Raw genomic sequence first — 25,482 nt, 5'->3', positions numbered from 1 at the left:
TATTAAAACGTTTCCCGATCTATTTTCTGAAAGATACGTGTCCACGTGTGTATAACGCTCTCCGGACTTACACGAAAAATCCCTAAAGGCTTTCGTTTACGTTGCCAAACCGACGTTATCGTAATCTTCTTCTTCCAAGTCACCGACAATTTCACTTAGAATGTCTTCCATCGTCACAAGACCACATGTATCACCTTGATCATTTGTCACCATCACCATATGGGTGCGTGTGGCTTTCATCTTTAAGAAGACGTCTTGTATGATCAAAGATTCTTTTACACGTGGGATGTGGTGCAAGTACGAATCGATCCCGTTCGCACGACCTGCTGCGATACTTGTGAGCATTTCTTTCGTGTTTACAAAACCAACGATCCTTGTTCCTTCTCGGTTTATAACGGGATAACGGGTGTATCCTTGTTGCTCAATGGTTGTTAAAATGTCATCGATCTCCATGTTTTCCTGTAACGTCACGACTTGCTCTTGCGGAATCATGATCTCGCTTAATGTTCGTCCATCAAATGAGAAGATGTTTTCCAAATAAGCTAGCTCAGTTTGGTTGATTTGTCCGTTATTGTAACTGTCTGAGACGATAAGCTTCAACTCTTCTTCTGAGTAGACGGTCTCATGTCCTGCTGGTTTAACGCCAAACCACCCTAGTAACTTGCGGGCTGATCCGTTTAAAATGCGAATGAAGGGTCCCATGATGACCCCAAACCAGTAAAGGGGAGGTGCTAATAGAAGCGTCATCTTCTCAGGAAACTGAATCGCAAGTGTTTTTGGCGCTAATTCTCCAATTACCACGTGGAGAAAAGTGACGATAGCAAGGGCAATGGCGTAAGACATAGCGGTTGCCAATGCGTCTGGGACGCTGTAGTAGTCAAACACAGGTCGCAGGATATTTTGAACAGTTGGTTCACCTAATGCACCTAGCACAAGCGCTGTAATGGTAATCCCTAGCTGGCAGGCAGATAGGTAGTAATCAAGCTCATGTGCCACTTTCTTAGCAAGAACCGCTTTTTTGTTCCCTTCTGAAACGAGCTGATCAAGCCTTGACATCCGAACCTTTAAAATCGCAAATTCTCCACCGACAAACAGTCCGGTCAAAAGAATAAAGAGTGCGACAAGGGTTAGATTTACACTAATAATTGGGTCCAATTCATCCTTCTCATGTAGAGAAGGGTTCACCTCCGTATCATTTAAGTTGCTTGAGTAAGCTTAACTGGTTGGGGTTGCGTCCACTTTACTTTCTTAACATGGTGTTCGTCTGCTTCGACAACCGACCAAACATGGCCTTCTACTTCCATTTGGATGCCTTCGATCGCTCCATCCATGACGTGACTGTTTTGTAAGAGCCAGCCACCGATGGTATCCACGTGTTCGCGATCATGAAACACCAATCCAAATTTCTCCTCTAAATCATTTAACAGCACACGACCGTTAATCAAGTAATCGTTCGGTCCGACTTGTTCGATATCGCTTTCTTCATCCCGATCGAATTCGTCACGTATTTCCCCGACCAATTCTTCAATGACTTCTTCCATTGTGACAAGACCTGCCGTACCACCGAATTCATCAATAATGACAGCCATATGCACTTTTTCTTTTTGCATTTTGTGCATCACATCTTGAATGCTCGTTGCTTCAAAAATAAATGGAAGTTCGCGCATATAGGACTTAATGGATACGTCTTTTCCAGCAACAATCGCTTGAAGCATTTTCTTCGCATTGACGACGCCAATAATATTGTCTTTGTCGCCATCTTCTATAACTGGGTATCGCGTATAGTTGTAGCGATCCATTAACGCCACGAGTTCCTCTATCGTCATGCCTTCATGGATGGTAATCATTTCTGTACGTGGCACCATAATGTCTTTTGCCACATGTTCGTCAAATGAAAAGACGTTCTCCATATATTGAAGTTCTTCTTTATCAATCGCCCCGCCTGCATAGCTTTGCGCCATAATAATTTTAAGTTCTTCTTCTGTGTACGCTTGATCATGACCAAGCGGCTTGACGCCAAACACGCTTAACAATAAACGAGAGGCACCATTTAACGTCAGAATAAATGGGTACATCAGTTTACCGAACCAATACAATGGTCCTGATAAAAGCAAAGTCATTTTTTCCGAGAATTGAATTGCCAATGTTTTAGGCGCCATTTCCCCGATGACAACGTGTAAATAGGTCACAAGTAGAAACGCAACCGCATAAGAAATGGCAGATGATAAGGAGTCTGACACATTAAAGAAGTCAAACAAAGGATACATTAAACTACTTACAGCAGGCTTACCAAGTGCACCTAGACCTAAAGCTGTTACGGTAATCCCAAGCTGACAGGCCGATAAATAGTAATCGAGGTTCTGCGTAATTGTTTTGGCGACAGTCGCCTGTTTATTTCCTTCCGCAATCAGTTGATCAATTCGTGAGCTTCGGATCTTGACGACCGCAAATTCAGAAGCTACAAAGAAAGCGGTTAATGCTAAAAATAGTACAATGAGCAAGAGATTAATAAATGTGCTTACTTCCAATGATTTCCCTTAAAGAAGGGATTCACCTCCAAGAATTGTTGTTGGTTTCGGTCACTCTCAGAAACAGATTCACTTTTCTCTTTAGCTCCTCAATCTTTTATGAATGACAAAGAGGGCAGCTTAGAAAAGCAACCGTTTCTTGCGCTAGTTCCGTTTGATTTCTGTTAAAAAGCGTCGCCTTCCCAATGGGTGTCCCTCCCTATCGTTAACGTATTGTTGGCTAAACACCTTTACGTTCGGGCTTCCTCACGCATTTGGTGTAAGAGGATTATAGCAAATTCTCTTAACCGGAAGCGGTTTGCGTCACATCTTACAAAATACATTTACACAAACTTTACAAAAGCCTGTCCCACACTAGTGAGACAGGCTGTTTTTTTAGATCAATTGAACGTAGGACGGATTCGCCGTAATATAGAGCCCGCTTTTTAATCGATACATGCGTGAGCCATTTACTGTTAATTGCTCGGCAATGGTGAACACTTCATTTCTTGAAACCGTCGTATAGCGTGCATTCCAATCCGGTCGATTGTAAATCCATAAGCTGTCGACAATAACGCGAAGTAGACGACCCTCCATCGGTGGTGCCGGTTCAGGGCTTGTACCTGCTCGAACATCCGCAATAAATTGATTCCAAGAAGGTAATAAATTTGCTGGACAGTTTTTGCCTGTCCAATGTTGGTGCGTAACAACTGAATTGATGCCAATTGATAGTTCATTCATTAATCGTCGCACTAAGGAAATGGCGTTTGCTCGTGCCTGCGGAAAGTTGCCATCTCGGTTTACACAAATTTCAATCCCTATTGATTGGCGATTCCCGTTTGCACCAGCGTGCCAACCGACTTCGTTAAAAGGCAAGTGTTGAATCGCTTGAGTATCATCCACCGTCACATGCCATGAGACTTGTCTTGCCTGAGCATCTGCCCCCTTTACGTAACGTGCATGCATTTCGGCATTTGCCCCATTAGACGTATTAGCGGTCTCATGAACCGTAATATGCGTTGGGCGTAAAGCAGTCTGCGGACGATTTGAATTTGATTGTGGGATAAAATCTTGTTTTAGTTCCATTATCGTTTTCCTCCATTCTGTTGATGTGTGCTTCTCTCTAGTTCACGAATCGCATCTGTTAAATGTTCAATCCGTTTTTCAAAACGAATGAGTAAATAAACAGCCACGAGCGTGGGAAAACCAAAGTTCCCTAACAAAATTGCCCAATCAGGTAGATTTTCCATATGATGTTCCCCCCTCTACTAGAAAAAGAGAAAGCTTCGCGAAAAAATCAATCATGAGATGGAGAAAAGTATAAAATGGTGATTTAGAAGGGTAAGTCGAGGTGGTTCGTTTGATACGAGCGGCGCAAGCAGGACTTTATAAAGAATTAAAAGCGACCAACGATATGGAAAAGGCTCGTTCCTAAACCGTTTAGGTGCTTTTTTTATTTTCCCAACCTAAACACACAATTAGTTCACATTATTTCGTTATCCTTGTTGTATAGTTAGTTCAACAAACATTATATTATTATAATCGAAATGAGGAATGACCATTGAAAACAGATCCACCTCGATCGTTAAAGCGTTATGGTACGGTTTGGCGATGGCATTTTTACGCTGGTCTTATCATTGCACCGATCTTACTTCTCCTAGCGATTACAGGAGGCATTTACTTGTTTAAAGGGACGATTGAAGCTTCCATCTACAGCGAGTATTACGATGTGCGTCCTAACCAAGATGGTGTGACGTATCCGCCTAGTGAGTTGATCGCAAATGCGCTCACTGCTCACGAGGATATTGCAACGGTTACCTCTTATTCCCCTAGTGAAGAAGCCACTCGATCTGTTGCTATTGGCGCTTCATTTGACGACGGGGCATCCGGCACCGTCTTCATGAATCCATACACTGGGGAATCGTTAGGGGTGCTCCTGGATCAAAATCGAGTGATGGAACGGTTAATAGAATTACATAGCGAGCTGATGCTCGGAACGTTTGGGGATCGAGTTGTTGAGCTCACAGCTTCGTGGACCATTATTTTGATCGCTAGTGGCCTTTATTTGTGGTGGCCAAGGCGCTCCAAACCCAACCTCTATGGGGTCTGGCTACCGCGGGTGCGAAAAGGCAAGCGTGTTCTTGTTCGCGATTTACACGCAGTGCCTGCTGCGTGGCTATCCATTGGCCTCTTGTTTTTCGTTTTAACAGGAATGTTGTGGACTGGTTTTTGGGGAAACGGGGTGCAGCATATAGCCACAAGTACAGGACATGGCTATCCCCCGTCTATTTGGGTAGGTGATGCTCCGCAATCCTTAACAGAGGATGTGGCAGAATCAGCCTGGGCTGCACAGAAATTACCTGTACCGCTTTCTGGAAATGAGCAAGGGTATGAACAGGTTTCGATTGATGACGTGGTCACAACAGGACTGCACCGGGAATTACACCCGAGCTACACCGTTTACTTTCCAAGAAGTGAAACAGGCTCCTTCACGCTTTCTGCCTTTCCTGACCAAGCAAGAGACGAGGCGACCATGTATGTGGATCAATATACAGGTGCTGTTCTCGCCGATTATCGGTATGATGACTATGGTCTAGTTGGAAAATGGATGGCAACGGGGATTACGATTCATAAAGGGCTTGAATTCGGACTTCTTAATCAATTGTTCGGCTTACTCATTTGTATCGGCTTAGTTGGCATCATTGTATCAGGGTTTTTCTTATGGAGACGCCGGAAGCCTCAACAACATATGGGTGCTCCAAAAGCACATTCCATTCGTCATAACCGGGCTTTGCTCGTCATTCTACTCTTATTTGCTGTTGTGTTTCCACTTGTTGCCCTTTCTCTTCTCGTTGTGTTCTTATTGGACGTTTTCCTTATTCAAAAAAACAAGCGTCTCAAAGCGTTTTTCCACGCATAGGAGGTTGATAACATGCGACTACTTTTCACCATCATAAGCATGACTGTTTTCCTGTCTGCTTGTTCCTTTACCAGTAATAACCCTGAAGCGTACACAGCGTTTCAACCGCTTCAAGTACGGGTCGAATTGCCAGATTCTATCTCAGAAGGAGGGAAACAAACGATTTATGCCTCCGTTTCTCAAGGAGAGGAAGAGATCACAGATGCCGAACTTGTTCGATTTGAAGTTTGGTCCAATAATCATGAACAACATGAGTATGTAACGGCTACCGCTGAAGGAAACGGAATTTATGCAGTGGAAGTCGATTTTACCCAGGAAGGACTCTATTTCGCCAAAGCCTTCACGCAGGTTGGTGACTTATATGCGATGCCGACAAAGCGTTTTGCTGTCGGCAAGATCACACCTGAAGAAGCGGAGTATTTACTAAACGGCTCTTCACAACCATTTTCAAACGATCATGCGCACCATTAGAACATGCACACTCTTTTGTAAGAAGCATAGACGGTGCAACAAAAAGACGAATGATCCCGTTGGCGGACATTCGTCTTTCGTTCATGGTACGGTTTCCTTTTCATCGCTAGTTGTACTGCCCTTCATTAGGCGCCGTGGTTGTTCGATACCATTTGCCTATTTACTAAATGATGATATAACGTATTTTTCTTGTATAAATCCTCATGGATTCCTTGATCTGTTACTTCTCCATTTTCCATCACTACAATGTTGTTTGCGTTTTGAACAGTTGAGATCCGGTGCGCAATGATTAACGTTGTTCGATTTCTCATTAACTCGTTTAACGCGTCTTGAACTAGCGCTTCCGATTGTCCATCTAAGTGCGCTGTTGCTTCATCGAGCAATAGGATATCCGCGTCTCTTAAGATGGCTCTTGCAATGGCGATCCTTTGTCTCTGTCCACCGGATAAGCGAATGCCTCGTTCGCCTACTTCCGTGTCCAATCCTTTTGGTAGCGCCATGATCTCACTCATTAAGTTCGCTTTGTTTATGGCTTCGTAAATGGCATGGTCGCTTTTTGGTTGCTTTAACCCATAGGTTATATTCTTTCTTATACTCCCGCTCATAATCGGTGACTCTTGACTAACGTAAGCTATTTTCCTTCTCCACTCTTCTAATGTATAGGAATAGATGGAATCACTATTATAGAAAATGTCACCCTCATCAATTAAATAGAAGCGTTCTAGCAGAGAAAACACTGTGGTCTTACCAGTCCCACTAGGTCCTACTATAGCCGTAACATGATCTTCTTCTGCTGTAAAGCTAATTTTTCTTAAAATCTTTCTCTCTTGGTCGTACGAAAACCCTACATTTGAAAAGCGAATGCCTTTAAAAGCATGTTGGTTCTTTCTAACAGACTCTTTCACTGAAGCAACGGTGCCTTCATGTTTTTCTTTCAATAATAAATAAACCCGCTCAGTCGCACCCATCGCTTTCTGTGCTTGCGTAAAAAATTGTGCCATCATTGAAAGAGGGTTGATAATTTGGAAGATGTAAAAGACGACCGCGACCAACGCACCTGCTGACAGACTCCCTGTGGCTACTTGATAGCCTCCATATCCAATAATCATAACAAGTACAAGTAGAATCGTTGTTGTCATTAATGGAGCAACAACAGCTAGTATTTTTCCAGTAGATAATCCGTGACGATAAAGGTTGGTAGCGCGCTTAGCACCTTCAGCTGCCTCTTGCTTTTCAGCAACAGAAAATTTCACTAATCGAACGTCTCCTAGTACTCTACTTAAGTCGCCTTGAAAAGAAGCCGTCTCCTGTTGTAGGTTTCTTGAAACGTTGTACATTCGTTTTCCAAGAGGCTTTATCACAAAGAACGCTAATGGAAAAATGACTAAAAAAAGCAGTGCCATAGACCAGTTTAGAACAAAGAGGATGATAAAAGAGCCGACTATCGAAACCAGTCCTGTAAAGAAAGGAACTAAATGATCAATAAAAAAGTTCTTCATCACATTCGTATCGTTCGTAATGCGGCTCATAATTTCGCCGGAATTGTTTTTGTCGTAAAACGTAAGCGGCAATCGTACAACTCGATTCCACAAATCGTCTCGAAGACGTAAAATCACTTTTTCTCCGATATAAATCATTAAGTACAAGGATAGACCAGATAAAACAACTTGAGTAACGAATAAAAGTACTAACCCCGCAAGTAGGAGCCCATTAAACGATTCTTCGATAAGTAAGTTCACAAGATCCATGGCAATTAAGGGAATGACTAACGACAGCCCTGTTTGTACCAAGGAAAGTGTAAAAGCAATTGTTAGGAGCATTCGAGACGGCCTATAGGTAGTAAAAATTCCAACAAACTGTTTATACGATAACGTTTCCATAGTGAATGTCTCTTTTCATAGTTAGAGTTTCAGTCGTGGGACCACTTCAAGTTGAAAAAAGAAAGAAAAACAAAACCTCTGTAATTCCTTATAAAGGAAACCTTCATTAACTCCACGTATGTCTCTATTTATTTCCGTAAAACAGCCGCTATAAATTCACCATCTGCTTTGTACGTTTCACCGTTCACGTCTGCATACACTTGTTCAAGTGTGAATCCAGCTTCTTCAATCTCTTGTCTTAAGTCTTCAACACTAAAGTATTGATTCCAATAATGATAGTTAACGATTTCCCCGTCTTCAAACACTAATACGGTTTTTTGAAGTGAGACATTATTAGGATATTTCTCAGTAGATATTAACCCTAAATGCTTTTTTCTTGATAGCATACTATTTTTACTTGAGAGACTCCATTCTCTCGATTCTTCGAAATCTGCAAAACTTTTATCTGACAATACGTCTAGCAGCACGAATCCTCCAGGTTTAAGAGCTCTATACATGTTCGATAGTACCTTTTTTCTTTCATCAGGCTTCAAAATACCGAAGATTTGATAAATCAATAGGGTTGAATCAAATTCTTCTTCATAGTTAATCGTTAAGAAATCTCCACAGTGATAGTCAATGGGGAGATTCTTTTTCTCCGCTTCTTTTTTCGCATACTCAATTGAATTCTCAGCAAAATCTATGCCCGTCACCTTATATCCTCTCTCAGCTAACTTTTCTGCGTACAGTCCCGGTCCACAGCCAAGATCGAGAATGGATTGGTGGTTCGTTAACGGAGCTAACTCACATATAAGGTCAATGGACTGCTGAATAAAATGAGCATCTTTACTTGCACCGTCCATTGTTTCATCCAGATGTGACTGTAAGACAAAATCAGCACGATCCGGATCAAGCCAAATATCTTGCGACCCTTCTTCAAACACTTCAGGACTCTTTACCACTTCTAATAACTTGTCCATTTCTACCACCCTCATTTGAGTTTTTATTGCAAACCGACTATACTATATGCAAGTTGTTAGCCAAACGGACTAACAACTTGCATCATAATTAACAATCGTTGCTTGCTGTTGACCAGCCTACTGCGGTTGTTGTTATGGTCACTGTAGCTGGCGATTTTTCAACGCTCCATTGCCCGTGGTCGTTTGAATGAGTTGCCAGCTTTTGTAATTCTAATACTTGATTCATGTTGGTACCTCCTATTATAAATATCCTATTATTAGCAATCGTTACTTGCTGTTGACCAACCTACTGCCGTTGTCGTAATGGTCACGGTTGCTGGCGATTTTTCAACACTCCATTGCCCTTGACCGTCTGAATCATGCGCTAATTTTTGTAATTCCAAGACTTGATTCATATTCGTCACCTCCTTTAGAGATTCCCACTTACTTTTAACAGCCGTTGCTTGCTGTTGACCAACCTACTGCCGTTGTCGTAGTTGTAATGGTTGCTGGTGATTTTTCAACACTCCATTGTCCTTGACCGTCTACTTCATGTGCTAATTTCTGTAATTCTAATACTTGATTCATGTTTCTCACCTCCTTCGTAAATGTACCTTTAGCAACTATTACTTGCTGTTGACCAACCTATGACCGTTCTTGTTGTTGTAATGGTTGCTGGTGATTTTTCAACACTCCATTGTGCTTGACCATCTGAATCATGTCCTAATTTTTGTAATTCTAATACTTGATTCATATTGGTACCTCCTCTTATCCATAACCTATCATTAACAATCGTTGCTTGCCGTTGACCAGCCTACTGCCGTTGTTGTGATGGTCACGGTTGCTGGTGATTTTTCAACACTCCACTGTCCTTGACCATCTGCATCATGTGCTAGTTTTTGTAATTCTAATACTTGGTTCATGTTTCTCACCTCCTTTACAGAATAATCGGCTTGTCCATACAGCCATTAACCTTAATGAACTTCTTTAAGTCTTGACCCTCTCGTGCTTGCTACAAAGTTTTCAACGTTTATGAGAGGCAGCCAATACAATGGGTTTTCTTTCATAATCGATTGAAAGGCTAGAATGATCCCTGAACTACCTGAGAAGACATCATCCGATAATCGATAGGAAAAGTTACCTGGATAAATATAGGTATCTTCTTTTTCAATTAAAAACAAATGAGCCAACTCAATGACATCTTTCGTATAGTCCAATTGAGCTTGTCTGTCTTCTACTAAGGATGGTAACAATAGAAATCCACCTGCACCATCGAAGAGCCCGCCACTAATGGTACATCTGATCTTTGAGAGATTCAAAATGGAGTCAAACTCTTCTTTAAACAGCTGTTGATCGCTAACGTGATTTAAAAACCAAATAGCAATGCCAATCCCGATTGAACCTCCCGACAAGTAAGGCAATAATCGATTGTTCTCATCTAGTGTTTGCAGGATTCCCGATTCTTCGTCTTTTTGAGTTTTCGCTAGATCTTCTTTTATTAACTCAATTGCTTCACACAAATAATCTTCATTGGACGTAACGGAATAGAGCGCAGCGTAGAACAAGGAAATGCCAGATACGCCGTCGATTAACCCTATTGGCACCGCAGACCAGTCGTTTGTTTTCAATGATTTTTGCGTTTTTCTTGCAAAGGCGATCTTCTCCGCCACATTTTCAGCATAATCCAAATATTCGGTTTTATTTGTTTCTAGATATATACTTATATAAAACAAGCCGACACCAGAAAGGCCAGAGCGTAATGTCAGGTCATTTCTTTCGTCTGTTTGATTTATTTTACGTATTACTTGCTGAACCGTTTCCGTATGTCCTCTTTCATAAAGCAACGTACTTATACCAGCTAGTCCTGAAAATAAACCGACGTTTTGAACATCTGGAAGTTGATCCAATAAATAAGTGTTCATCCACTTATCTATCTTTTCTACACAATGGCCTTCACGATTAAGGGTTAGCGCTGCTCCACTCCCACCATTTAGTATGTTAAATTTCGCATCCTTTAACTCGTACTGACGAATATCTCCATTGATGAACCTTTCATCATCCGTTACATGTTGACCTAATCCTTTTACTAGTTTTTTCACAATTAGTTGCAGATCCTCTGTCTGCTCGTCCACTTCTAAATGCCACTTAAACTGGATATCGTTCTGATAGTAGCGAATTTGATTGTTTGCTTTTTCAAATAGATCAATAAATTGCTTATAAACGTGACTTGGATACTGATTCTTAATCCAATTCAACTGAATAGGGGCAAGATACTTTTCTAATGTATCCGATGTTAGGATCGGCAGAGAAATATACCGTAATAATTTTAGATAACCAAACCAATCTCTTGCTCCTGCAACTTTTATTTCTTGTGAAACAAAACCAGTCGTCGCCATCCCTGGCTTTTCCGTGGAGTAGACGGAAACCGCCGTTTCAAAATCGATCAATTTCACCTCTCCACTTGAAGTCAGAATCACATTTGCTGGTTGAATATCGCCCATTGCTATGCCTTTTTGGTGCATATCATCAATAATGTGATAAAGGTTCGTCATGATTGATACAATCTCTTCACCATACACGTTCAAATCTACACTACCTGCAAAAGGATAGTTTCGTACGAGCCACGACCTTAAATCAGAGCCCTCAATGTATTCTTCCACAATAAAATAGTGTTCCCATGCTTGGAAGTGATCTAGGACGTTCACGACTCCAGGCACCTGATTTAATGTCGTTAGTGCATCTAGTTCGATCTTCTGCCTTTCTAACGCATCTCTGCCTATTCCATCTAAACCAGCTACCGGTCTCGCTTCTTTGATAATCACTTTTTCGTCAGTTGCCTTTTTTGTAGCTAAATACACTCCCCCAGCGTTACTGTAGCTTAAAGATGTTTCAATGTTATAATCGTTAAGTTTAGTCGTCTCTTCGTTTAAAAGTAGATCATCTTTTACGTTTAATGAATCTAAGTAAGCATCATACGGTTCCATAAATGGTGGTACTTGATAGAATGGGTTGCGTTGATCCGGGATTAATTGCCCGGTATCATCATAAATACAATGTTCCCCATCTTCATTTAATATCGTTTTAAATCCTCCATATCGATAAAAAACATTACTATCCTTCCAACGCTTATCATTCAATATATATGGACCTTTCTCATAATCCTTTGTCGCGTCAGCAAATACATCTAACAACTCTACAAATTGCTCCTCATTGAGTGGATAAACTGTTATAAATTTCCCTGATGAGGCACGGTTCGCATTTTTTGAATTCATTTTCATAAAGCTCTGTCGATCTTTTAAGTGCTTAAAGACAAGGTTGCGTTCCATACAAACCCTTGCTATTTTATTAAGTACTTTCTGCGCATCATTTTTAGAAGAAGTAATGTGGATTTTCCATCCTTGTGTTGGTAAATGAACGCCTTCTACCTGATAATGTGTCCAAACGGATTCCTCATCGCTATGAACAGAGTACATGCTCTTAATGTCTCCCTCAACTTTTAAATCTCCTCCTTCCCCTTTACGTATTTTTCCATAATGTTCCGAATCTACTTTTAAATACTGGTGATAGAGAAAATTACCCTCCAACTTTTTCATCCTCCCTTTTCTCTACAATAGCAAAACGCTACATTCCACGCCTAATGGCTCTAAAAATAATCATGAATAGACATGCCACAACCATAAAAACCAAAATCATGTTAAATACCCAGGTTTCATAGAGAGCAAAATTGTTCGTAAAGAAATCTTGTAGCGAAAAACCAAAGATGCTCCAATTTCCTTGGCCATCCGTATTAAATGACCGATTGAGGTTCAGTGTTTCGGTAAGAATAAATAGAATATTAACGCCTACTAACGTCAAACCATATTCAAACACATCTCTTATAAACGTATCTTTCTTCAAAATAGTCCTCCCGTTTAAACGTGATCGATTAAAATTCTTTTCGCTTGTAAACACTTAAAGCAATAAGGAAAGAAAGGATATAAATGATGAAACCGATTAGCACAAAAGTCAGTGAATAAACAATCATTGATGACGTCTCTGCCTCATTCAAAGCGAATCGTTCAAATACAAGATTGGAAACCACTCGTTCCATCAAAAAGCTAACCAAGATAGCTGCCCCTGCCGCCACAATTAAGACACCATCTGATTTCTCCGGTCCTAATAAATAAAGCAGAGGAAAAATAAGTGCACCGATTAACAACACAAGCATAATAGAAGGTGCTATTTGCACGAGTAGTTGAACGTAAGACTCTTCAACTGCGAAAAAATACACTAAAAAGGTTACTGTTGTTATGACAATTCCAATTGCCAGTACGGCTAAGTAAAAAAGATAATGCCCAAACACGATATGAGCTCGATTGATTGGCATGGTTAACACAAATTTATCGTAGCCAGACTTTGACTCATGCTTAATTACTTCCATTGCAGGGATGGAGACTAATAATAGCGTAAGCAACACAATAAAAGGGTGCATGGATTCTTGACCAAATCCTAAAACCAATGCGGCCACAAAAATGGATATGCCGATATACATAAATAAACTTCGATAAACTAAGTAATAACTCGTTAGTAGTAAAGCATTCATTTCTTTTCACCTCTCGCTAAGAAAACGCTTAAATCTTCTAGTGTCAGCTCATTAACAGCTATGTTTTCTGGTAACTCTCTTTTATCAGAAACCAAAACGACAAGTGCATTGTTATCTTTATAGGATGTCACAACATGCTCTGGCTCTAATTTCGATAGTTCTTCTTCATTGATTTCAACAATTGCGTATTGATTTTGAATGACTTCTCTCTTTTCCGTTAAGATGATTTCTCCATCTTTGATAAAGACAAGGTGATCAGCAATCTTCTCAATGTCACTCATGATATGAGAGGATAAAAGGATTCCCCCTTTATTTACCTCAACAAAACGACTGAGTTCATCTAATAATTCTTTTCTTGAGGATGGGTCAAGTCCTCCCGTCGCCTCATCAAGTAAAAGCAATTTAGCGTTATGGGAAAGGGCTACAGCAACGGATAGCTTCATCGACATCCCTCGTGAAAATTCTTTTACCTTTTTATCTACCGGCAAATGGAACGTTTGTAATAGCCTGTCAAATGCCTCTTGATCCCAACTGCTGTACATTTTCACAAACACTTTATTTAACTGCTTAATCGTAAGTTCAGCAGGTAGATTAATGGCATCGAAGACAACGCCCACTTGTTCTCTTAAAGTTGATTGCTGGCCATATATTTCCTCTCCAAATAATCGAACTGTTCCTTCATCTTTCTTTATTAATCCTAAAATGGTTTTAAATGTAGTCGATTTTCCTGCTCCGTTATCGCCTACAAATCCAACAATGGAACCAGCCGGAACATTCAACGTAACATTTTTAAGGACGTTTTTTCGCTTAAACGATTTACTGATATTTTCCATCTCAAGAAGTACAGTCATTTTTTATCCTCCTAAAATATATAAAAAATAAATAATTTTTTATATATTGAAAATACATTTCATATAATCCGTTAACGTTCATTAAGTAAAAAACATTATAACGAGCATTGAACACACTTCAAAACGGAAAACATCGTGATTTATGTATTTATATACCACAGTGAATGGTTTCAAAACCATTAAATTTCAATTTTTTTATTTATTTTACTAAAAAAATGATTTTTCTGGTTTTTTAGTAAGGTCAAAATCGGAAAATCATGCTCAAAAGCCACGTGACGCCTCTCACTCTATTTTCATATACCACAGCGACAGGTTTCCAAACACGAAATTGTACCTATTCTTTAACTATACGGAAAGATAGCACGTCCCATGTGACGCTTCTCTTTCAACTCGTTTGTCTTTTTTTATGAAACAAGCAACACGTGGCGCATAGACTAGTATAGGTCGTTCGTCTTCAGGAAAGAATTGTCATCTAGAGGTGATTTAGTATGATAGAAGTTGCGGTATTGTTTGCGATGTTACTCGCGTTAGCATGTCTTGGCGCCCCATTAATGAAGACATGGAAATACCTTATGCGGCAAATGATCATTGGGTCCATTGTCCTTATGGCTTTTATAATCTTTCTTTTCGTCTATGAATTTATTGAGGGAAGCTTTACTCTATTTTAGTAGAACAAGTGACTACTATAATGACAAAAAGAAGGCGCATGTGCATACACATGCGCCCCTTCTCTGAATCAGAGCAAGCAGCCGATTAGCGATCAATCACGTTAAGGAAGATTCCCCGTGTTGATATGTAGGATAGGTCAACCCTATCCTTTTACACTAATCTGTCATTATATTTTCTGTTTCTTCATGAAGGATCGCTTCAAGATGCTTAATTTGGTCATCCAACATCTCAACAAAGCGAGCTTCATTACCGGTCACTTTCCTTCTCATTGCTTTCAGAAAGAATAACTCCCGGCGAAACAGTTCTCGCTCAAAGCGATTCATAATAGATATCCTCCTTAACCATGATTGATACCTATGTGTATTGATTACCCCTCTTCCCATACGTAAAACCACACTTTTGGCTATCTTTCTACCATCCAGTGAACAAATAGGCGAACCTCTTTAATACGAACGGTACATTCCTTGGGATCGGGGGGCTGTATGTTTAAACGCAAATTTCTTGTATAAATGCTCTGCTTCTCCATCTGCAATTAAGCTAACGTAAGAACCTGGTAGTGTGTTCTGGTCAAGGTAATTGGTAAGGTGCTCCATAATAACTCTCCCTAATCCATTTCCTTGATAGGTAGGCTTCACCGCAATATCAACAATTTGAAAAAAAGCGCCTCCATCTCCAATGATTCTGCCCATACCGATTAGCACTTCGTCATCGTACAACGTCACTGCATATAAGGAATTACGGAGACCGATTTCAGCTGCCTCTAGCGATTTCCCACTCATTCCCGCTTCCAATCGTAACTCATTATAGGCTTTTGGATGCGGGGATTCATGAATAACTGTATAGTCCAATTTCTTTCCCTCCACTTTGTTCGATTGCTAGCCCTCAAAGCTGCTTAACATACTTGTAAACATTCCTGCTTGCTTCTCTATTTCCCCATTATACACAAAAAAAGTATAGACAAGTGCCTATACTTTTTGTACTACCTTATTTTCCTTCAGCGAGCTGTATCGCCTGATTCAATACGTTTTCACCTTTCATCATCCCATAGTCCATTTGATTAATCAGATCGACTTTGACGTTGTATGGTTCCGCTTGTTTCGTAATTTGCGCTTGCATGTAACGTACTTGTGGACCGATTAACAGGACATCCACTTTTTCTAAATGGTCGTTTAATTGTGAAGCGGATACGGCATCGATGTCACACGTTACGCCTTTCATTTCAGCAGCTTCTCTCATTTTAGTTACGAGCATGCTAGTAGACATTCCAGCTGAACATACGAGTAGAATATTCATTTTTTACACTCCCTTTGGTAAGCGTTGATAGAGTTCAACCATTTCAACGGCCATTTCTTTTACTGTCATCGACGTCATTAAGTGATCTTGTGCATGAATTAATAAAATGGAAGGGGTAACCCCGTTCCCTTGCGCTTCTTGTTGCAACAGTTCCGTTTGTCCATGGTGAGCCGTCACAAATGCATCCTCTGCTTCTTTTAATTTACCTGCCGCTTGCTCAAATTCTCCAGCTTTTGCTGCTTGGATGGCTTCCATCGCAAAAGAGCGAGCATTTCCCGCATGCAGAATGAGTGTGAACGAAATTTCTTCAAGTGTTTTTGTCATGATGATACTCCTTCTTAGCCGTTTTCTTTTTCAATTCGTTCTTGCGCACGTTCAGATAAGCGAATAAATGGTATATAGATAAGTGTGGCAAGTGTTAAGTTAAAGAGCTGTAAAACCACACCTGACCAGTGCCCTGAAACAAGGAATCCGCTTATAATTGGCGGTGTTGTCCAAGGAATCGCAACTGCCGTTTTCGCGACAAACCCAAGGGAAATTGCAAAATAAGAAATGATTGTCAACAGAATTGGCGATAAAACAAATGGAATCAACAGTGACGGATTCAACACAATTGGCATCCCGAACATAATAGGTTCATTGATATTAAACGCAGCTCCTGGTGCACCTAACTTCCCGACCGTACGGTAATGAGACGTTTTTGCTACAATAAAGATTGCGGCAATGAGCGCCAATGTGGTTCCAGATCCACCCATAAACACGTAGGCATCAAAGAATGCTTTCGTTACAATGGCTAGTTCATCCCCAAAAATACTCGCTCCTGCTTGAACCAGCTCCGTATTTGTAATACTTGCTGATAAGTATACACCTTCCATAATCGGTGACATAATATTCGTTCCGTGTAAACCGAAGAACCATAAGAAATGATTAAGGAACACAACGATGAGTGCTGCTGGTAATGAATTTGATAATTTTAATAAGGGTGTTTGAATCCATTCAAAGATTAATTCGTGCACGCTTAACTGAACAACTAACGTCATAAATATTTGTAGCAAGCTAAGTCCTATGAGAATTATAAGAAATGGAATTAGTGAGCGAAAAGATTTCGTTACACCCTCAGGTACTCCCTGTGGCATTTTAATTGTAAATCTAGAATTTACGAGTACTCGGAATAATTCAGTTACAATGATTGCATTAAATAACGCAACGAATAAACCTTGTGATCCTGTCCATGCTAGTGAGAGTCCCCAATCCTCAGTGAACGGCGACAGCATAACGAATGTGGAAACCGATAAGATTGCTGCTGCTAACCCATCAACATGATAGGAACGAGCTAGGTGATAGGAAATGGCCATCGTAACAAGGAGAGCCAGAATTGCATAAGAGGCATCCCATATATTCCCACCAAACATAGTGAAGTTCTCACCGAAAATCCCCATCATAAACGCTTGGTATCGTTCGATTGTCGGTAGTGGAAAATTGTTAAGTAGGATGGCAAACGAGCCAATAATAATTAGAGGAATGACGCTCACGAACCCATCTCGAATGGCAACTAAATGCCTTTGTGCGCCAATTTTCCCCGCTACCGGCACAACATTTCTTTCTAACCATTGCATCATAAAAATTCCCCCTTTTTATACTTGCTGATAAAATTGTGGCAAATCTTCTTTATGTGCTTCCAATAACTCTTCCATTAAATCGTTTGCAAGCGTTTCTTCTCGAACAAGAGGATTGATGACTAACGCTTGATACAGGCGCTCACGATCGCCTTTTACAGCTGCTTCAATGACCAATTCCTCCATATTCTTCATCAATTGAATGATGCCTCGAATCGAGAGTGGAAGCGCTCCTATCGAAATTGGTCGTGGTCCCTCTGCCCCCATGACAGCATTGGTTTCAATGACAGCATCGTTCGGTAAGTCTGATATGGTTCCATTATTTTGAACGTTAACGGTTTGAATATCGCCTTTATTTGTATAGATACTTGTCATAACGTTACAAGCAGCATCGCTATAGAAAGCCCCTCCTCTTTTCTCAAGTTCGGTAGGCTTTTCTGTTAACTCTTTATCGTCATATTTTTTAAAGAGCTCTTCTTCTACTTGCTGGACGACTTCAGCCCGTGTTCCATTCTCCCAATACTCTTTCAAACTTTTCTCTAGCATCTCTGCCCCTTTAAAGTAATAGCTATGGTAAGGATTCGGCAGCATCATAAAAGAAGATAAAAATGTAGACGACCATCCTTCTGATACGATATTTGCTGGTGAATATTGATTTGACGGATCTTTTAATCGCTCAATCACAATCGATGTATAGTCCACTCCTTTTACAAGCACGCGACGACCAAATACAAAATGATTTAAGCCAATAAATTCAATTTCAACGTCTTCCGTCTGGCAGCCTAGAATTTCTGCCACACCTGTTCGCATATTAAATGGAATGTTACACACACCGATGACGCGTTTATGAGAACCATATTTCAACAAAGCTTCTGTTACCATTCCAGCAGGATTCGTGAAGTTGATCAGCCATGCATTTGGACAAAGCTCAGCCATATCCTTTGAAACCTCTAACAAAATCGGTATCGTTCGCAAAGCTTTAAAGATTCCTCCTGCACCATTTGTTTCCTGCCCTAAAGCACCGTAAGAAAGTGGAATTCGTTCGTCTTTTTCTCTTGCTTTCAATCCCCCCACTCGAATTTGACTTGTCACGAAGTCAGCATGTTTTAATGCCTTTCGACGATCAAGGCTAGCTGTAATCGTAATGTCTTTTCCTGATTTTTTGACCATTCGCTTTGCTAAACGTGAAATGACGTCTAGCTTTTGTTTTCCTTTTTCAATATCCACTAGCGCTATTTCCGTCACAGGGAATTGATCGTGACGGTCAATCATGCCCTCTATAATTTCTGGCGTATAGCTAGATCCTCCACCTATGATGACAAGCTTCAACATCATATAGCCCCTCCTGTTACTACTCTATTTGTAGGTATAACTGTTTATTGAAATCGCTTTCTTAATACAACTACAATTTATCATAACAAATAAGAAATGTACAGCACTATTTGTAATAACAACTTTAAAAGTAATTCTCTATTTTGTCATTACCTTTGTATGAAAACTTCCCATCATTTATGATACAATAAAGGTATAGAATCTGGAGGGGTCATGCCAATGTCTGCGATGCACCAGCAAATCAAAGAAAACATTATCGAAAAGATAGAAGCAAACGAATACGCACCTCAATCACAACTTCCGACTGAAGCTGAGTTTTGTGACACATATGGTGTGAGTCGCACCACTGTCCGTACTGCTCTTCAACAGCTCAGCCAGGAAGGCTATGTGGTTCGAAGACAAGGACAAGGTACTTTTGTCGCGGAGCCGAAAATACGCACAAATTTATCCCAAACGGTTACCTCTTTTACGGAACAAGTCACTTCACAAGGAAAAAAACCTTTCATTAAGGTATTGTCATTACAAGTTATCCCGGCTGATGAAGAGTTGTCCCATTTATTACACACGGATGCCAATGCTGCCATTCAAAAAGTCATTCGCGTTCGTTACGTCGATGAAAAACCTTTACAGTATGAGATCGCTTATGTACCTTGGACCATTGCTCCAGGTATTTCAGAGGAACAATGCTCCGTTTCTTTGTATTCTACACTGAGAGATCACTACAGCGTCCGTATTGCACGAACAGAGGAACACCTTCAACTAACGACGATGGATCCTTCTATTGCCACACATCTTGCGTCTGAAGAACAGACACCGTGCTTTTACTTGGAAACGCTCGCTTACTTAGAAGATGGGACGATTGCGGAGCACTCGCAAACCTATTTCCATGGGGAACGAGCAAGTTTTCAAATTGAACGACACTACAGTTAATGGAGGTTTAGCGAACATGCCTACTGTTGTTTTTAATGCAGATGATTTCGGGTTATCACGGGGAGTCAACTACGGTATTTTAGATTGCCACTTACATGGAGTCGTATCTTCTACGACCATGCTTGTAAATATGCCTGGCACGCGTCATGCCGTTGCCCTTGCGCACCAGCACCCTAGCTTACGTGTAGGTGTTCACCTTGCCTTAACAATCGGTACACCTTTGGCTGATAACGTTCCAAGCCTTACAAATCAGTTTGGTCAATTTAGACCTCTTCTGGAACAACGAAACGAACGTCTGATCAATCCAGCTGACGTGCTACGAGAATGGACGAAGCAAATTGAAACATTCTTAGACTTCGGGTTAACACCTAGTCATTTAGATAGCCATCATCACATCCATAATTGGGCTCATCTACGTCCAGTAATAGAAGAACTAGCGGCAGTGTATCAACTTCCCTGGCGGCATAATTTTGAGGAGATGCCTCGACAGACGCAGCTGTATACAGAGGCATTTGATGAAAGGTTTTACAAACAAGGAGTCAATCATAAGGAGTTAGACACCATCCTTGACGATCATAAAGGCGTACAATCTGTAGAGATTATGTGTCACCCAGCTTATGCAGACACGACGTTAACATCCACTTCTTCTTATGTTCGTGAGCGGTTAAAGGAAACAGATGTTTTAATGACGTATACATTACCAGATGGATGGACGCTCAAATAATTCACAAAAACGCACTCTCATCATCTTAAGAGAGTGCGTTTTCCGTTTCTTTCTTATTTTCTCTTACCATTAAATACAAGAATAAGCCCCAAATGCCGAGCATAAATGCTGATATAAAGTAGAGAAATTGATGATTTAAAAAAGTGACTTGGACAGCCTGCAATTCAAAACCTCTTGCCCATATGATTGGTAAAACCGTTAACATAATCGATGCATGAATAAAAGAAGTCGTAAATCGCTTTACTTTCTTCTTCAAGACAAATTGTACAATGGAGCTTACGAATAGTACTACGACTAACTGAATAATAAAAATATCTTCCATCTTACTCCCCACATTCATTAAGAAGCATACGCTCCATTCGAAATAATACCAACTACATCATAACCTAAACCGCGCATTCTTACGATTCTATTAGCTATCCCAATAGCCTGTTTCCATATCAATGAGCCAATGATTTCTTAACAGCAGCGCGCGCTCAATCCCAGCTAGGACAGAAGCAACAATTAGGGTTGTATTCACCCAATCAGGTAGCGTAATTGGAGACTGGAAAGTGCCGATATGTTCGTGAATCCACGGTATGCTTGTAACGAGCTCTAGTAATTGTGGTAACCCGAGAATAAGTGAGACGAGCAATACCATAACCGCAGACAGACCTAAACTTTTGCTTGTTATAGGAAACCGTTGATCCAATCTTAGACGCAACCCTTCACCCGAGCGCTTATCCGGCTGTAACACGTATTCTCGTTGATCACTTTCCCTCACATAATGCATTCGACTTAAGCCATAATCTGTTGCTCCAACTTCAATGACACCACCAGGTACAGGGAAAGCCGCCGGAAGACTTGAGGTGGCCATATGCTTACCATCAAGGTATAACTCTGCCGTGTTATCTTCGCTAAAAAAATGAACGTTCACTGCATACACATGGGTTTCACCTTCATCACCAGTAAGTTCCAAGTAAAATAAAGAGCGCGTGAATGGCTGCCAAAAACGGAATGGTTTTAGCGCGTGCCCGTCACCTTCCTTTACTTTATTTACTTTCTTTCGGCGTTTCCATTGACGATATGAACGAAACATAAAAGGCGCTCCTTTTTTTAACTTGATAAACGAATGTGATAACAGTAAAGTATCATTGTTTTATTTTCGGAATAGAGGCAATGACCCAGCCAAAAATACTTCCACTTCCAATGCCGAATATGAGGGCAGCTGCCGTGTTATTAAAAGATGTGAAGCCAACAAATGTCAGCGCTGCTATCGTAATCGCATAAGTAAACCATTCCTGTTTCATGCCGTCGCCTCCTTGTTTCCTTTGTATGTTCTACGGTTACTGGAACAAAATGTTTCATTTACATGAAAAGAAAAAGAGACACAGCCATGCTGAGCCTCTTTTTCTTATACAGATCGTTTCTTTCTTCTACCTAGTGCAAAAGCTGCTCCTACAACACTTAAGCCCCCAATTATCCACGCAACATAGTTAGTCGATGTCTGTGGTAACTGTCCACCTTCTGTTGTTGCTGCTACTTCATTGGGCAGCCTTTTTTCAAAATCCGCTTTTCGAATTTTTCCATTAATTCCTTTCGTTCGATCCACTACTTGTGAAACTTCAAAATCTGTTGCTGCGCTTAAGTAAGCAAGTGCTTTAGCACGGTCCATACCGTAATGATGCTCCAAGAAGTCGATCGATTGACGTGTGGCATCTTTCATCGCTTCATTTAAATCTTCATCAAGACCAATTGGCAACCAATAGTCTTCTGTTTCACCAATTGGTTGGGTAAACGTATGAGCGTTTCCGGGTATACCTGGATCACCTTTTTTTAATAACGACAAACGAAAGGTTACCCGAAGCGACCCTTCAAGAGCACTCAACGCGACTTCCCCATCTCCTTGTGAAAAATGAGGATCACCAGTGTAAAACAGGCCGCCTTCCACTTCAATCGGTAAGTAAAGGGTTGACCCTACACCTAAGTCATTGATATCAATATTCCCACCTGTTCGGGTAGGAGGGACACTGTCTACTCTTTCGGTCGTGTCGGTTGCAACGCCCATCATTCCCATGAAAGGTTGAAGTGGAAAAAACACATCTTCTCCTGGAATTTCACCATACCATTGCCCGTTTCGCATTGTAATAGGGGTGAAAACGGATACGTTATGAAACCATTCTGGATTTTCAACACTTGCTTCTTCAGCTGGTCCTTCATTTTCAGGAAATTCTCCAGGTAATGCACCACGACCGTGTCGGTTTGAAATAACGCCGTATGGAACCCGCGGCGTGAGTGACAACGTTTCTACTTTTAATACATCGCCTGGTTCTGCCCCTTTAATTTCAACTGGCCCTGTCACAATATGAGGGCCATGTTCGCCGAATAGATTGACAATATCGGATTCCGCAATGGCAATCGCTTCGGAAAGAATATCTTTTGGCTTCACACCATACTGACCAAAGTAAGAAACAGGATCTCTGCCTTGATCATCAAGTAGCCCTTCAGCTGAAACTGTATCAAATGTAATGGTTTCGCCTGATTCCATCTTTAATACCGGTGCACTTGTCCGGTTTGGTAGTTCTCCCCAGCGAACATTGTCCACTGTTGAGGGTACATAATGTTGACCTTCTGCCTCCTGAGCATCCATTGTATGTAAAGGAAATTCTTCTGCATAGACTCCTTGAGTTGCAAGGGTACTACCTACACCTAACCCAACTGCTAGTCCTACCTGTTTCTTCATTTGCCACACTCCCTCCATCTACCTTTGTTTACTTTAGCTTAACAAAGTTTTCCACTTTCTTAAGAGAAGTGGGCAGATAATCTACCACTAAAATGAATCGTTAAATAAAAAAAAGAGACCTTCGCAAAAGGCCTCTCTATCGAGCTATTCTTCGTCAGTCGTCCAATCAAAATCACCTGTTTCAATCGCTTCAAATAACGTATTTTCTCCATTAACATGAAAGCGATTCTCTCCCCAGGCAAAGGTGGCATCGCTCACAAGAATGGTCGGTGCTGTATAAATGGATTGCTCTGTTGTTTCAACTTCTAGATGATACGTTACCGTTGGTGCACGGTCATTCGGAACGAGTTCGGTCGCTCCATCAAAGAGTTCCATGATTTTATCACGGTCATCTATCGTCACTTCTCTTCTGGTTGAATGTGAACGTTCACTTGACTCTTGTATGATTTGAATAGATGTGATTTCACCGTTTTCACTTTCATAACGAGTAATCTCTTCTTCTATCGTCGTCTCCTCAGGAATGTAATTCACTAAAACAATACCTGCTACACTGACAAGTAAAAGTGCAATGAAGACATAGAGAACCTTCCTAGCCACTTTTACATCGCCTCCTTTTTTATCCATAGACCCTATCCATTAGTTTTTTGTAGATCTAGCATAGCAGGAAATAGACGAAATTCAAAACCTAACGAAAAGAATACAAGGTTCTTTCACATTTACGTCTCTTTCGATTCATCAACGCTATTTAAACAGACGTTGCCCCTTGTCCACCATCAATCCGATAATAGCTACCCGTGATAAAGGATGCCTCTTCAGAGGATAAAAACAACATTAGTTTAGCAATCTCTTCTGCTGTTGCATAGCGATTAAGCGGAACACTCGCTTCGAATTGTTTACGTGCTTCATCGACGTTATCTGGGTTTGTATTTTGTTCAATTGAACGAATCATGGCTGTATCTACTCCAGAAGGTGCAACAGCTACAACGCGAATATTTTCCGCAGCACCTTCCAAAGCGGCCGTTTTCGTTAATGCAATCACAGCATGTTTTGACGCCACATAAGGACCCATTCCAGGTGCGCCAAGCAGCCCACCGTTGGAAGCTGTATTCACGATAACACCATTTTGTTGTTTTTTCATCACTTGCATCACGTACTTCAGCCCAAGAAACACACCTGTTGTATTTACATTTAAGACATTTTGAAAATTATCAAGGGTTTGTTCGGTTAACAAACCAAATTCACCATTAATTCCTGCATTATTAATAAAAATATCGATTTGTCCATAGTGATCAACAGTATTCTCTATAAATGCTTGGACATCATTCTCTTTAGAAACATCTCCAGCTACTAGCAATGTTTTGTCTTTGTCTAGGTTTGCTTCAACAGATGCTTTCTCTAAAGCTTCTTTATTTAAATCGACTAAAGCGAGTTTAGCTCCTTCCGCTTGAAAAAGCTCTGCTGCCTTTATCCCAATCCCTCCAGAAGCACCTGTTATTAATACAACTTTATCCTGAAATCTCATGGATTCTCACCTTCATCGTTAAGATTTTTTGTTTCAAATTGACTATAAACCTAAGCATTCTTCTAAACAAGTACGCACCTCAAAGTGATTAAGTATCCCAAGCGAAACTAAACGAAGCGACTTGGATAACTAGAAAAGTGGGTTGCGACCGTTCACTAGCCTCGTAATACCTTCTCCATTGCCTTACCTCTTGCCAGCTCATCTACTAATTTATCCAAGTAACGAATTTCTTTCATAAGTGGTTCTTCAATATCTTCCACCCGAACACCACATATAACACCTTTAATAAGAGACCGTGATGGGTTCATGATTGGGGCACCTGAAAAAAACGATTCCATATCTGTTTGCTTTTCCAAATGCGCTTCTAGCGCTTCTGGACGATAGCCAGTTAACCATTGAATGACCTCATCAAGCTCGGCTTTTGTCCGGCCTTTTCTTTCAACCTTATTCACATAATGTGGATAAACGCTTGCAAACGGCATCGTGTAAATATGCTTAGCCATACGTTCGCTCCTTTCTTGCTTT

Annotated in this window: 33 protein-coding genes; 5 read left to right on the top strand and 28 right to left on the bottom strand. The window is 40.8% G+C overall.

Annotated elements, in window-relative coordinates; all coding sequences use genetic code 11:
* Positions 1 to 96: 96 nt before the first annotated feature.
* From FPV17_RS02815 to FPV17_RS02800, 4 genes are all read right to left on the bottom strand, one after another.
* Complete coding sequence (locus FPV17_RS02815; protein WP_144557851.1) at positions 97 to 1,155, bottom strand: hemolysin family protein; 1,059 nt, start codon at positions 1,153 to 1,155, stop codon at positions 97 to 99.
* Positions 1,156 to 1,196: 41 nt separating this feature from the next.
* Entirely contained in the window at positions 1,197 to 2,528 is a 1,332-nt protein-coding gene (locus tag FPV17_RS02810; protein WP_144557849.1) for a hemolysin family protein, read from the bottom strand.
* Between the two features lie 375 nt (positions 2,529 to 2,903).
* Positions 2,904 to 3,593 carry an N-acetylmuramoyl-L-alanine amidase gene (locus FPV17_RS02805; protein ID WP_144557847.1) on the bottom strand — a complete coding sequence of 230 codons (690 nt, stop codon included), beginning with the start codon at positions 3,591 to 3,593 and terminating at the stop codon, positions 2,904 to 2,906.
* Complete coding sequence (locus tag FPV17_RS02800; protein WP_078440252.1) at positions 3,593 to 3,757, bottom strand: YvrJ family protein; 165 nt, start codon at positions 3,755 to 3,757, stop codon at positions 3,593 to 3,595. Before FPV17_RS02800 ends, FPV17_RS02805 begins: the two co-directional genes overlap by 1 nt.
* Positions 3,758 to 4,068: 311 nt before the next feature.
* Here FPV17_RS02800 and FPV17_RS02795 point away from each other — a divergent pair, with 311 nt between their 5' ends.
* Together FPV17_RS02795 and FPV17_RS02790 are read left to right on the top strand one after the other, a co-directional pair.
* Positions 4,069 to 5,427, top strand: a complete 1,359-nt coding sequence (locus FPV17_RS02795; protein ID WP_144557844.1) for a PepSY-associated TM helix domain-containing protein — start codon at positions 4,069 to 4,071, stop codon at positions 5,425 to 5,427.
* A 12-nt stretch (positions 5,428 to 5,439) separates the two neighbouring features.
* Entirely contained in the window at positions 5,440 to 5,898 is a 459-nt protein-coding gene (locus tag FPV17_RS02790; RefSeq protein WP_060704124.1) for a FixH family protein, read from the top strand.
* A 125-nt stretch (positions 5,899 to 6,023) separates the two neighbouring features.
* On the opposite strand, the gene FPV17_RS02785 is transcribed toward FPV17_RS02790, so the two are convergent.
* The 11 genes from FPV17_RS02785 to FPV17_RS02760 all read right to left on the bottom strand — a co-directional run bounded on the left by FPV17_RS02785 (position 6,024) and on the right by FPV17_RS02760 (position 14,149).
* On the bottom strand, positions 6,024 to 7,778 hold the full coding sequence (locus FPV17_RS02785) for an ABC transporter ATP-binding protein (protein ID WP_144557842.1): 1,755 nt from the start codon (positions 7,776 to 7,778) through the stop codon (positions 6,024 to 6,026).
* Positions 7,779 to 7,906: 128 nt separating this feature from the next.
* Positions 7,907 to 8,737: a class I SAM-dependent methyltransferase gene (locus FPV17_RS02780; RefSeq protein ID WP_035396686.1), complete on the bottom strand. Its 831-nt coding sequence runs from the start codon at positions 8,735 to 8,737 to the stop codon at positions 7,907 to 7,909.
* 88 nt (positions 8,738 to 8,825) lie between these two features.
* Complete coding sequence (locus FPV17_RS21700) at positions 8,826 to 8,963, bottom strand: class III lanthipeptide (RefSeq protein ID WP_164468423.1); 138 nt, start codon at positions 8,961 to 8,963, stop codon at positions 8,826 to 8,828.
* 31 nt (positions 8,964 to 8,994) lie between these two features.
* Positions 8,995 to 9,132: a class III lanthipeptide gene (locus FPV17_RS21695; protein ID WP_164468412.1), complete on the bottom strand. Its 138-nt coding sequence runs from the start codon at positions 9,130 to 9,132 to the stop codon at positions 8,995 to 8,997.
* 34 nt (positions 9,133 to 9,166) lie between these two features.
* Positions 9,167 to 9,304: a class III lanthipeptide gene (locus tag FPV17_RS21690; RefSeq protein WP_164468413.1), complete on the bottom strand. Its 138-nt coding sequence runs from the start codon at positions 9,302 to 9,304 to the stop codon at positions 9,167 to 9,169.
* Between the two features lie 28 nt (positions 9,305 to 9,332).
* Positions 9,333 to 9,470, bottom strand: a complete 138-nt coding sequence (locus tag FPV17_RS21685; RefSeq protein ID WP_186370712.1) for a class III lanthipeptide — start codon at positions 9,468 to 9,470, stop codon at positions 9,333 to 9,335.
* Between the two features lie 31 nt (positions 9,471 to 9,501).
* Complete coding sequence (locus FPV17_RS21680) at positions 9,502 to 9,639, bottom strand: class III lanthipeptide (RefSeq protein WP_186370711.1); 138 nt, start codon at positions 9,637 to 9,639, stop codon at positions 9,502 to 9,504.
* 51 nt (positions 9,640 to 9,690) lie between these two features.
* Positions 9,691 to 12,309 (bottom strand): class III lanthionine synthetase LanKC, encoded by a 2,619-nt coding sequence (gene lanKC / locus FPV17_RS02775; protein WP_144557840.1) that lies wholly within the window; start codon positions 12,307 to 12,309, stop codon positions 9,691 to 9,693.
* 28 nt (positions 12,310 to 12,337) lie between these two features.
* Complete coding sequence (locus tag FPV17_RS02770) at positions 12,338 to 12,613, bottom strand: YfzA family protein (RefSeq protein ID WP_035392793.1); 276 nt, start codon at positions 12,611 to 12,613, stop codon at positions 12,338 to 12,340.
* A gap of 28 nt (positions 12,614 to 12,641) precedes the next feature.
* Positions 12,642 to 13,298 (bottom strand): ABC-2 transporter permease, encoded by a 657-nt coding sequence (locus FPV17_RS02765; RefSeq protein WP_144557838.1) that lies wholly within the window; start codon positions 13,296 to 13,298, stop codon positions 12,642 to 12,644.
* Positions 13,295 to 14,149, bottom strand: coding sequence for an ABC transporter ATP-binding protein (locus FPV17_RS02760; RefSeq protein WP_035392795.1), 855 nt, complete (start codon positions 14,147 to 14,149; stop codon positions 13,295 to 13,297). Before FPV17_RS02760 ends, FPV17_RS02765 begins: the two co-directional genes overlap by 4 nt.
* Before the next feature lie 488 nt (positions 14,150 to 14,637).
* Here FPV17_RS02760 and FPV17_RS02755 point away from each other — a divergent pair, with 488 nt between their 5' ends.
* Positions 14,638 to 14,817 carry a hypothetical protein gene (locus FPV17_RS02755; RefSeq protein WP_035392797.1) on the top strand — a complete coding sequence of 60 codons (180 nt, stop codon included), beginning with the start codon at positions 14,638 to 14,640 and terminating at the stop codon, positions 14,815 to 14,817.
* Positions 14,818 to 14,973: 156 nt separating this feature from the next.
* Here the strand turns inward: FPV17_RS02755 and FPV17_RS21675 are convergent, their stop codons facing one another.
* The 6 genes from FPV17_RS21675 to FPV17_RS02730 all read right to left on the bottom strand — a co-directional run bounded on the left by FPV17_RS21675 (position 14,974) and on the right by FPV17_RS02730 (position 19,062).
* The gene (locus FPV17_RS21675; RefSeq protein ID WP_158331919.1) at positions 14,974 to 15,141 is read right to left on the bottom strand and encodes a hypothetical protein; all 168 of its coding nucleotides are present in this window, start codon (positions 15,139 to 15,141) and stop codon (positions 14,974 to 14,976) included.
* Between the two features lie 120 nt (positions 15,142 to 15,261).
* Positions 15,262 to 15,666 (bottom strand): GNAT family N-acetyltransferase, encoded by a 405-nt coding sequence (locus FPV17_RS02750; protein ID WP_246117111.1) that lies wholly within the window; start codon positions 15,664 to 15,666, stop codon positions 15,262 to 15,264.
* 136 nt (positions 15,667 to 15,802) lie between these two features.
* Positions 15,803 to 16,111: a PTS sugar transporter subunit IIB gene (locus tag FPV17_RS02745; RefSeq protein ID WP_035392800.1), complete on the bottom strand. Its 309-nt coding sequence runs from the start codon at positions 16,109 to 16,111 to the stop codon at positions 15,803 to 15,805.
* 3 nt (positions 16,112 to 16,114) lie between these two features.
* Positions 16,115 to 16,435: a PTS sugar transporter subunit IIA gene (locus tag FPV17_RS02740; RefSeq protein ID WP_060704137.1), complete on the bottom strand. Its 321-nt coding sequence runs from the start codon at positions 16,433 to 16,435 to the stop codon at positions 16,115 to 16,117.
* Positions 16,436 to 16,449: 14 nt separating this feature from the next.
* Positions 16,450 to 17,730, bottom strand: a complete 1,281-nt coding sequence (locus FPV17_RS02735) for a PTS sugar transporter subunit IIC (RefSeq protein ID WP_144557836.1) — start codon at positions 17,728 to 17,730, stop codon at positions 16,450 to 16,452.
* A gap of 15 nt (positions 17,731 to 17,745) precedes the next feature.
* Positions 17,746 to 19,062 (bottom strand): 6-phospho-beta-glucosidase, encoded by a 1,317-nt coding sequence (locus tag FPV17_RS02730; RefSeq protein ID WP_035392802.1) that lies wholly within the window; start codon positions 19,060 to 19,062, stop codon positions 17,746 to 17,748.
* Between the two features lie 216 nt (positions 19,063 to 19,278).
* Between FPV17_RS02730 and FPV17_RS02725 the strand changes: the two genes are divergently transcribed.
* On the top strand, positions 19,279 to 19,989 hold the full coding sequence (locus tag FPV17_RS02725) for a GntR family transcriptional regulator (RefSeq protein ID WP_246117110.1): 711 nt from the start codon (positions 19,279 to 19,281) through the stop codon (positions 19,987 to 19,989).
* 16 nt (positions 19,990 to 20,005) lie between these two features.
* Positions 20,006 to 20,713, top strand: coding sequence for a chitin disaccharide deacetylase (chbG, locus tag FPV17_RS02720; protein ID WP_035392805.1), 708 nt, complete (start codon positions 20,006 to 20,008; stop codon positions 20,711 to 20,713).
* Positions 20,714 to 20,738: 25 nt separating this feature from the next.
* On the opposite strand, the gene FPV17_RS02715 is transcribed toward chbG, so the two are convergent.
* The 7 genes from FPV17_RS02715 to FPV17_RS02690 form a co-directional block, all read right to left on the bottom strand.
* Complete coding sequence (locus FPV17_RS02715; RefSeq protein WP_144557832.1) at positions 20,739 to 21,035, bottom strand: hypothetical protein; 297 nt, start codon at positions 21,033 to 21,035, stop codon at positions 20,739 to 20,741.
* A gap of 90 nt (positions 21,036 to 21,125) precedes the next feature.
* Entirely contained in the window at positions 21,126 to 21,791 is a 666-nt protein-coding gene (locus tag FPV17_RS02710) for a hypothetical protein (RefSeq protein ID WP_035392808.1), read from the bottom strand.
* Between the two features lie 52 nt (positions 21,792 to 21,843).
* Positions 21,844 to 22,002, bottom strand: coding sequence for a hypothetical protein (locus FPV17_RS21670; RefSeq protein ID WP_186370710.1), 159 nt, complete (start codon positions 22,000 to 22,002; stop codon positions 21,844 to 21,846).
* Between the two features lie 104 nt (positions 22,003 to 22,106).
* Positions 22,107 to 23,435 carry an acetamidase/formamidase family protein gene (locus tag FPV17_RS02705; RefSeq protein WP_144557830.1) on the bottom strand — a complete coding sequence of 443 codons (1,329 nt, stop codon included), beginning with the start codon at positions 23,433 to 23,435 and terminating at the stop codon, positions 22,107 to 22,109.
* 144 nt (positions 23,436 to 23,579) lie between these two features.
* On the bottom strand, positions 23,580 to 24,032 hold the full coding sequence (locus FPV17_RS02700; RefSeq protein WP_035392809.1) for a hypothetical protein: 453 nt from the start codon (positions 24,030 to 24,032) through the stop codon (positions 23,580 to 23,582).
* A 148-nt stretch (positions 24,033 to 24,180) separates the two neighbouring features.
* Complete coding sequence (locus tag FPV17_RS02695; protein ID WP_144557828.1) at positions 24,181 to 24,957, bottom strand: SDR family NAD(P)-dependent oxidoreductase; 777 nt, start codon at positions 24,955 to 24,957, stop codon at positions 24,181 to 24,183.
* A 155-nt stretch (positions 24,958 to 25,112) separates the two neighbouring features.
* Positions 25,113 to 25,460 (bottom strand): DUF2200 domain-containing protein, encoded by a 348-nt coding sequence (locus FPV17_RS02690; RefSeq protein ID WP_144557826.1) that lies wholly within the window; start codon positions 25,458 to 25,460, stop codon positions 25,113 to 25,115.
* Positions 25,461 to 25,482: the final 22 nt, after the last annotated feature.

Source organism: Shouchella miscanthi, assembly GCF_007725405.1.
In the GTDB taxonomy this organism is placed as follows: domain Bacteria; phylum Bacillota; class Bacilli; order Bacillales; family Bacillaceae_D; genus Shouchella; species Shouchella hunanensis.
Note: the sequence above shows the minus strand (reverse complement) of the source record. Positions and strands in the feature narration are given on the sequence as shown.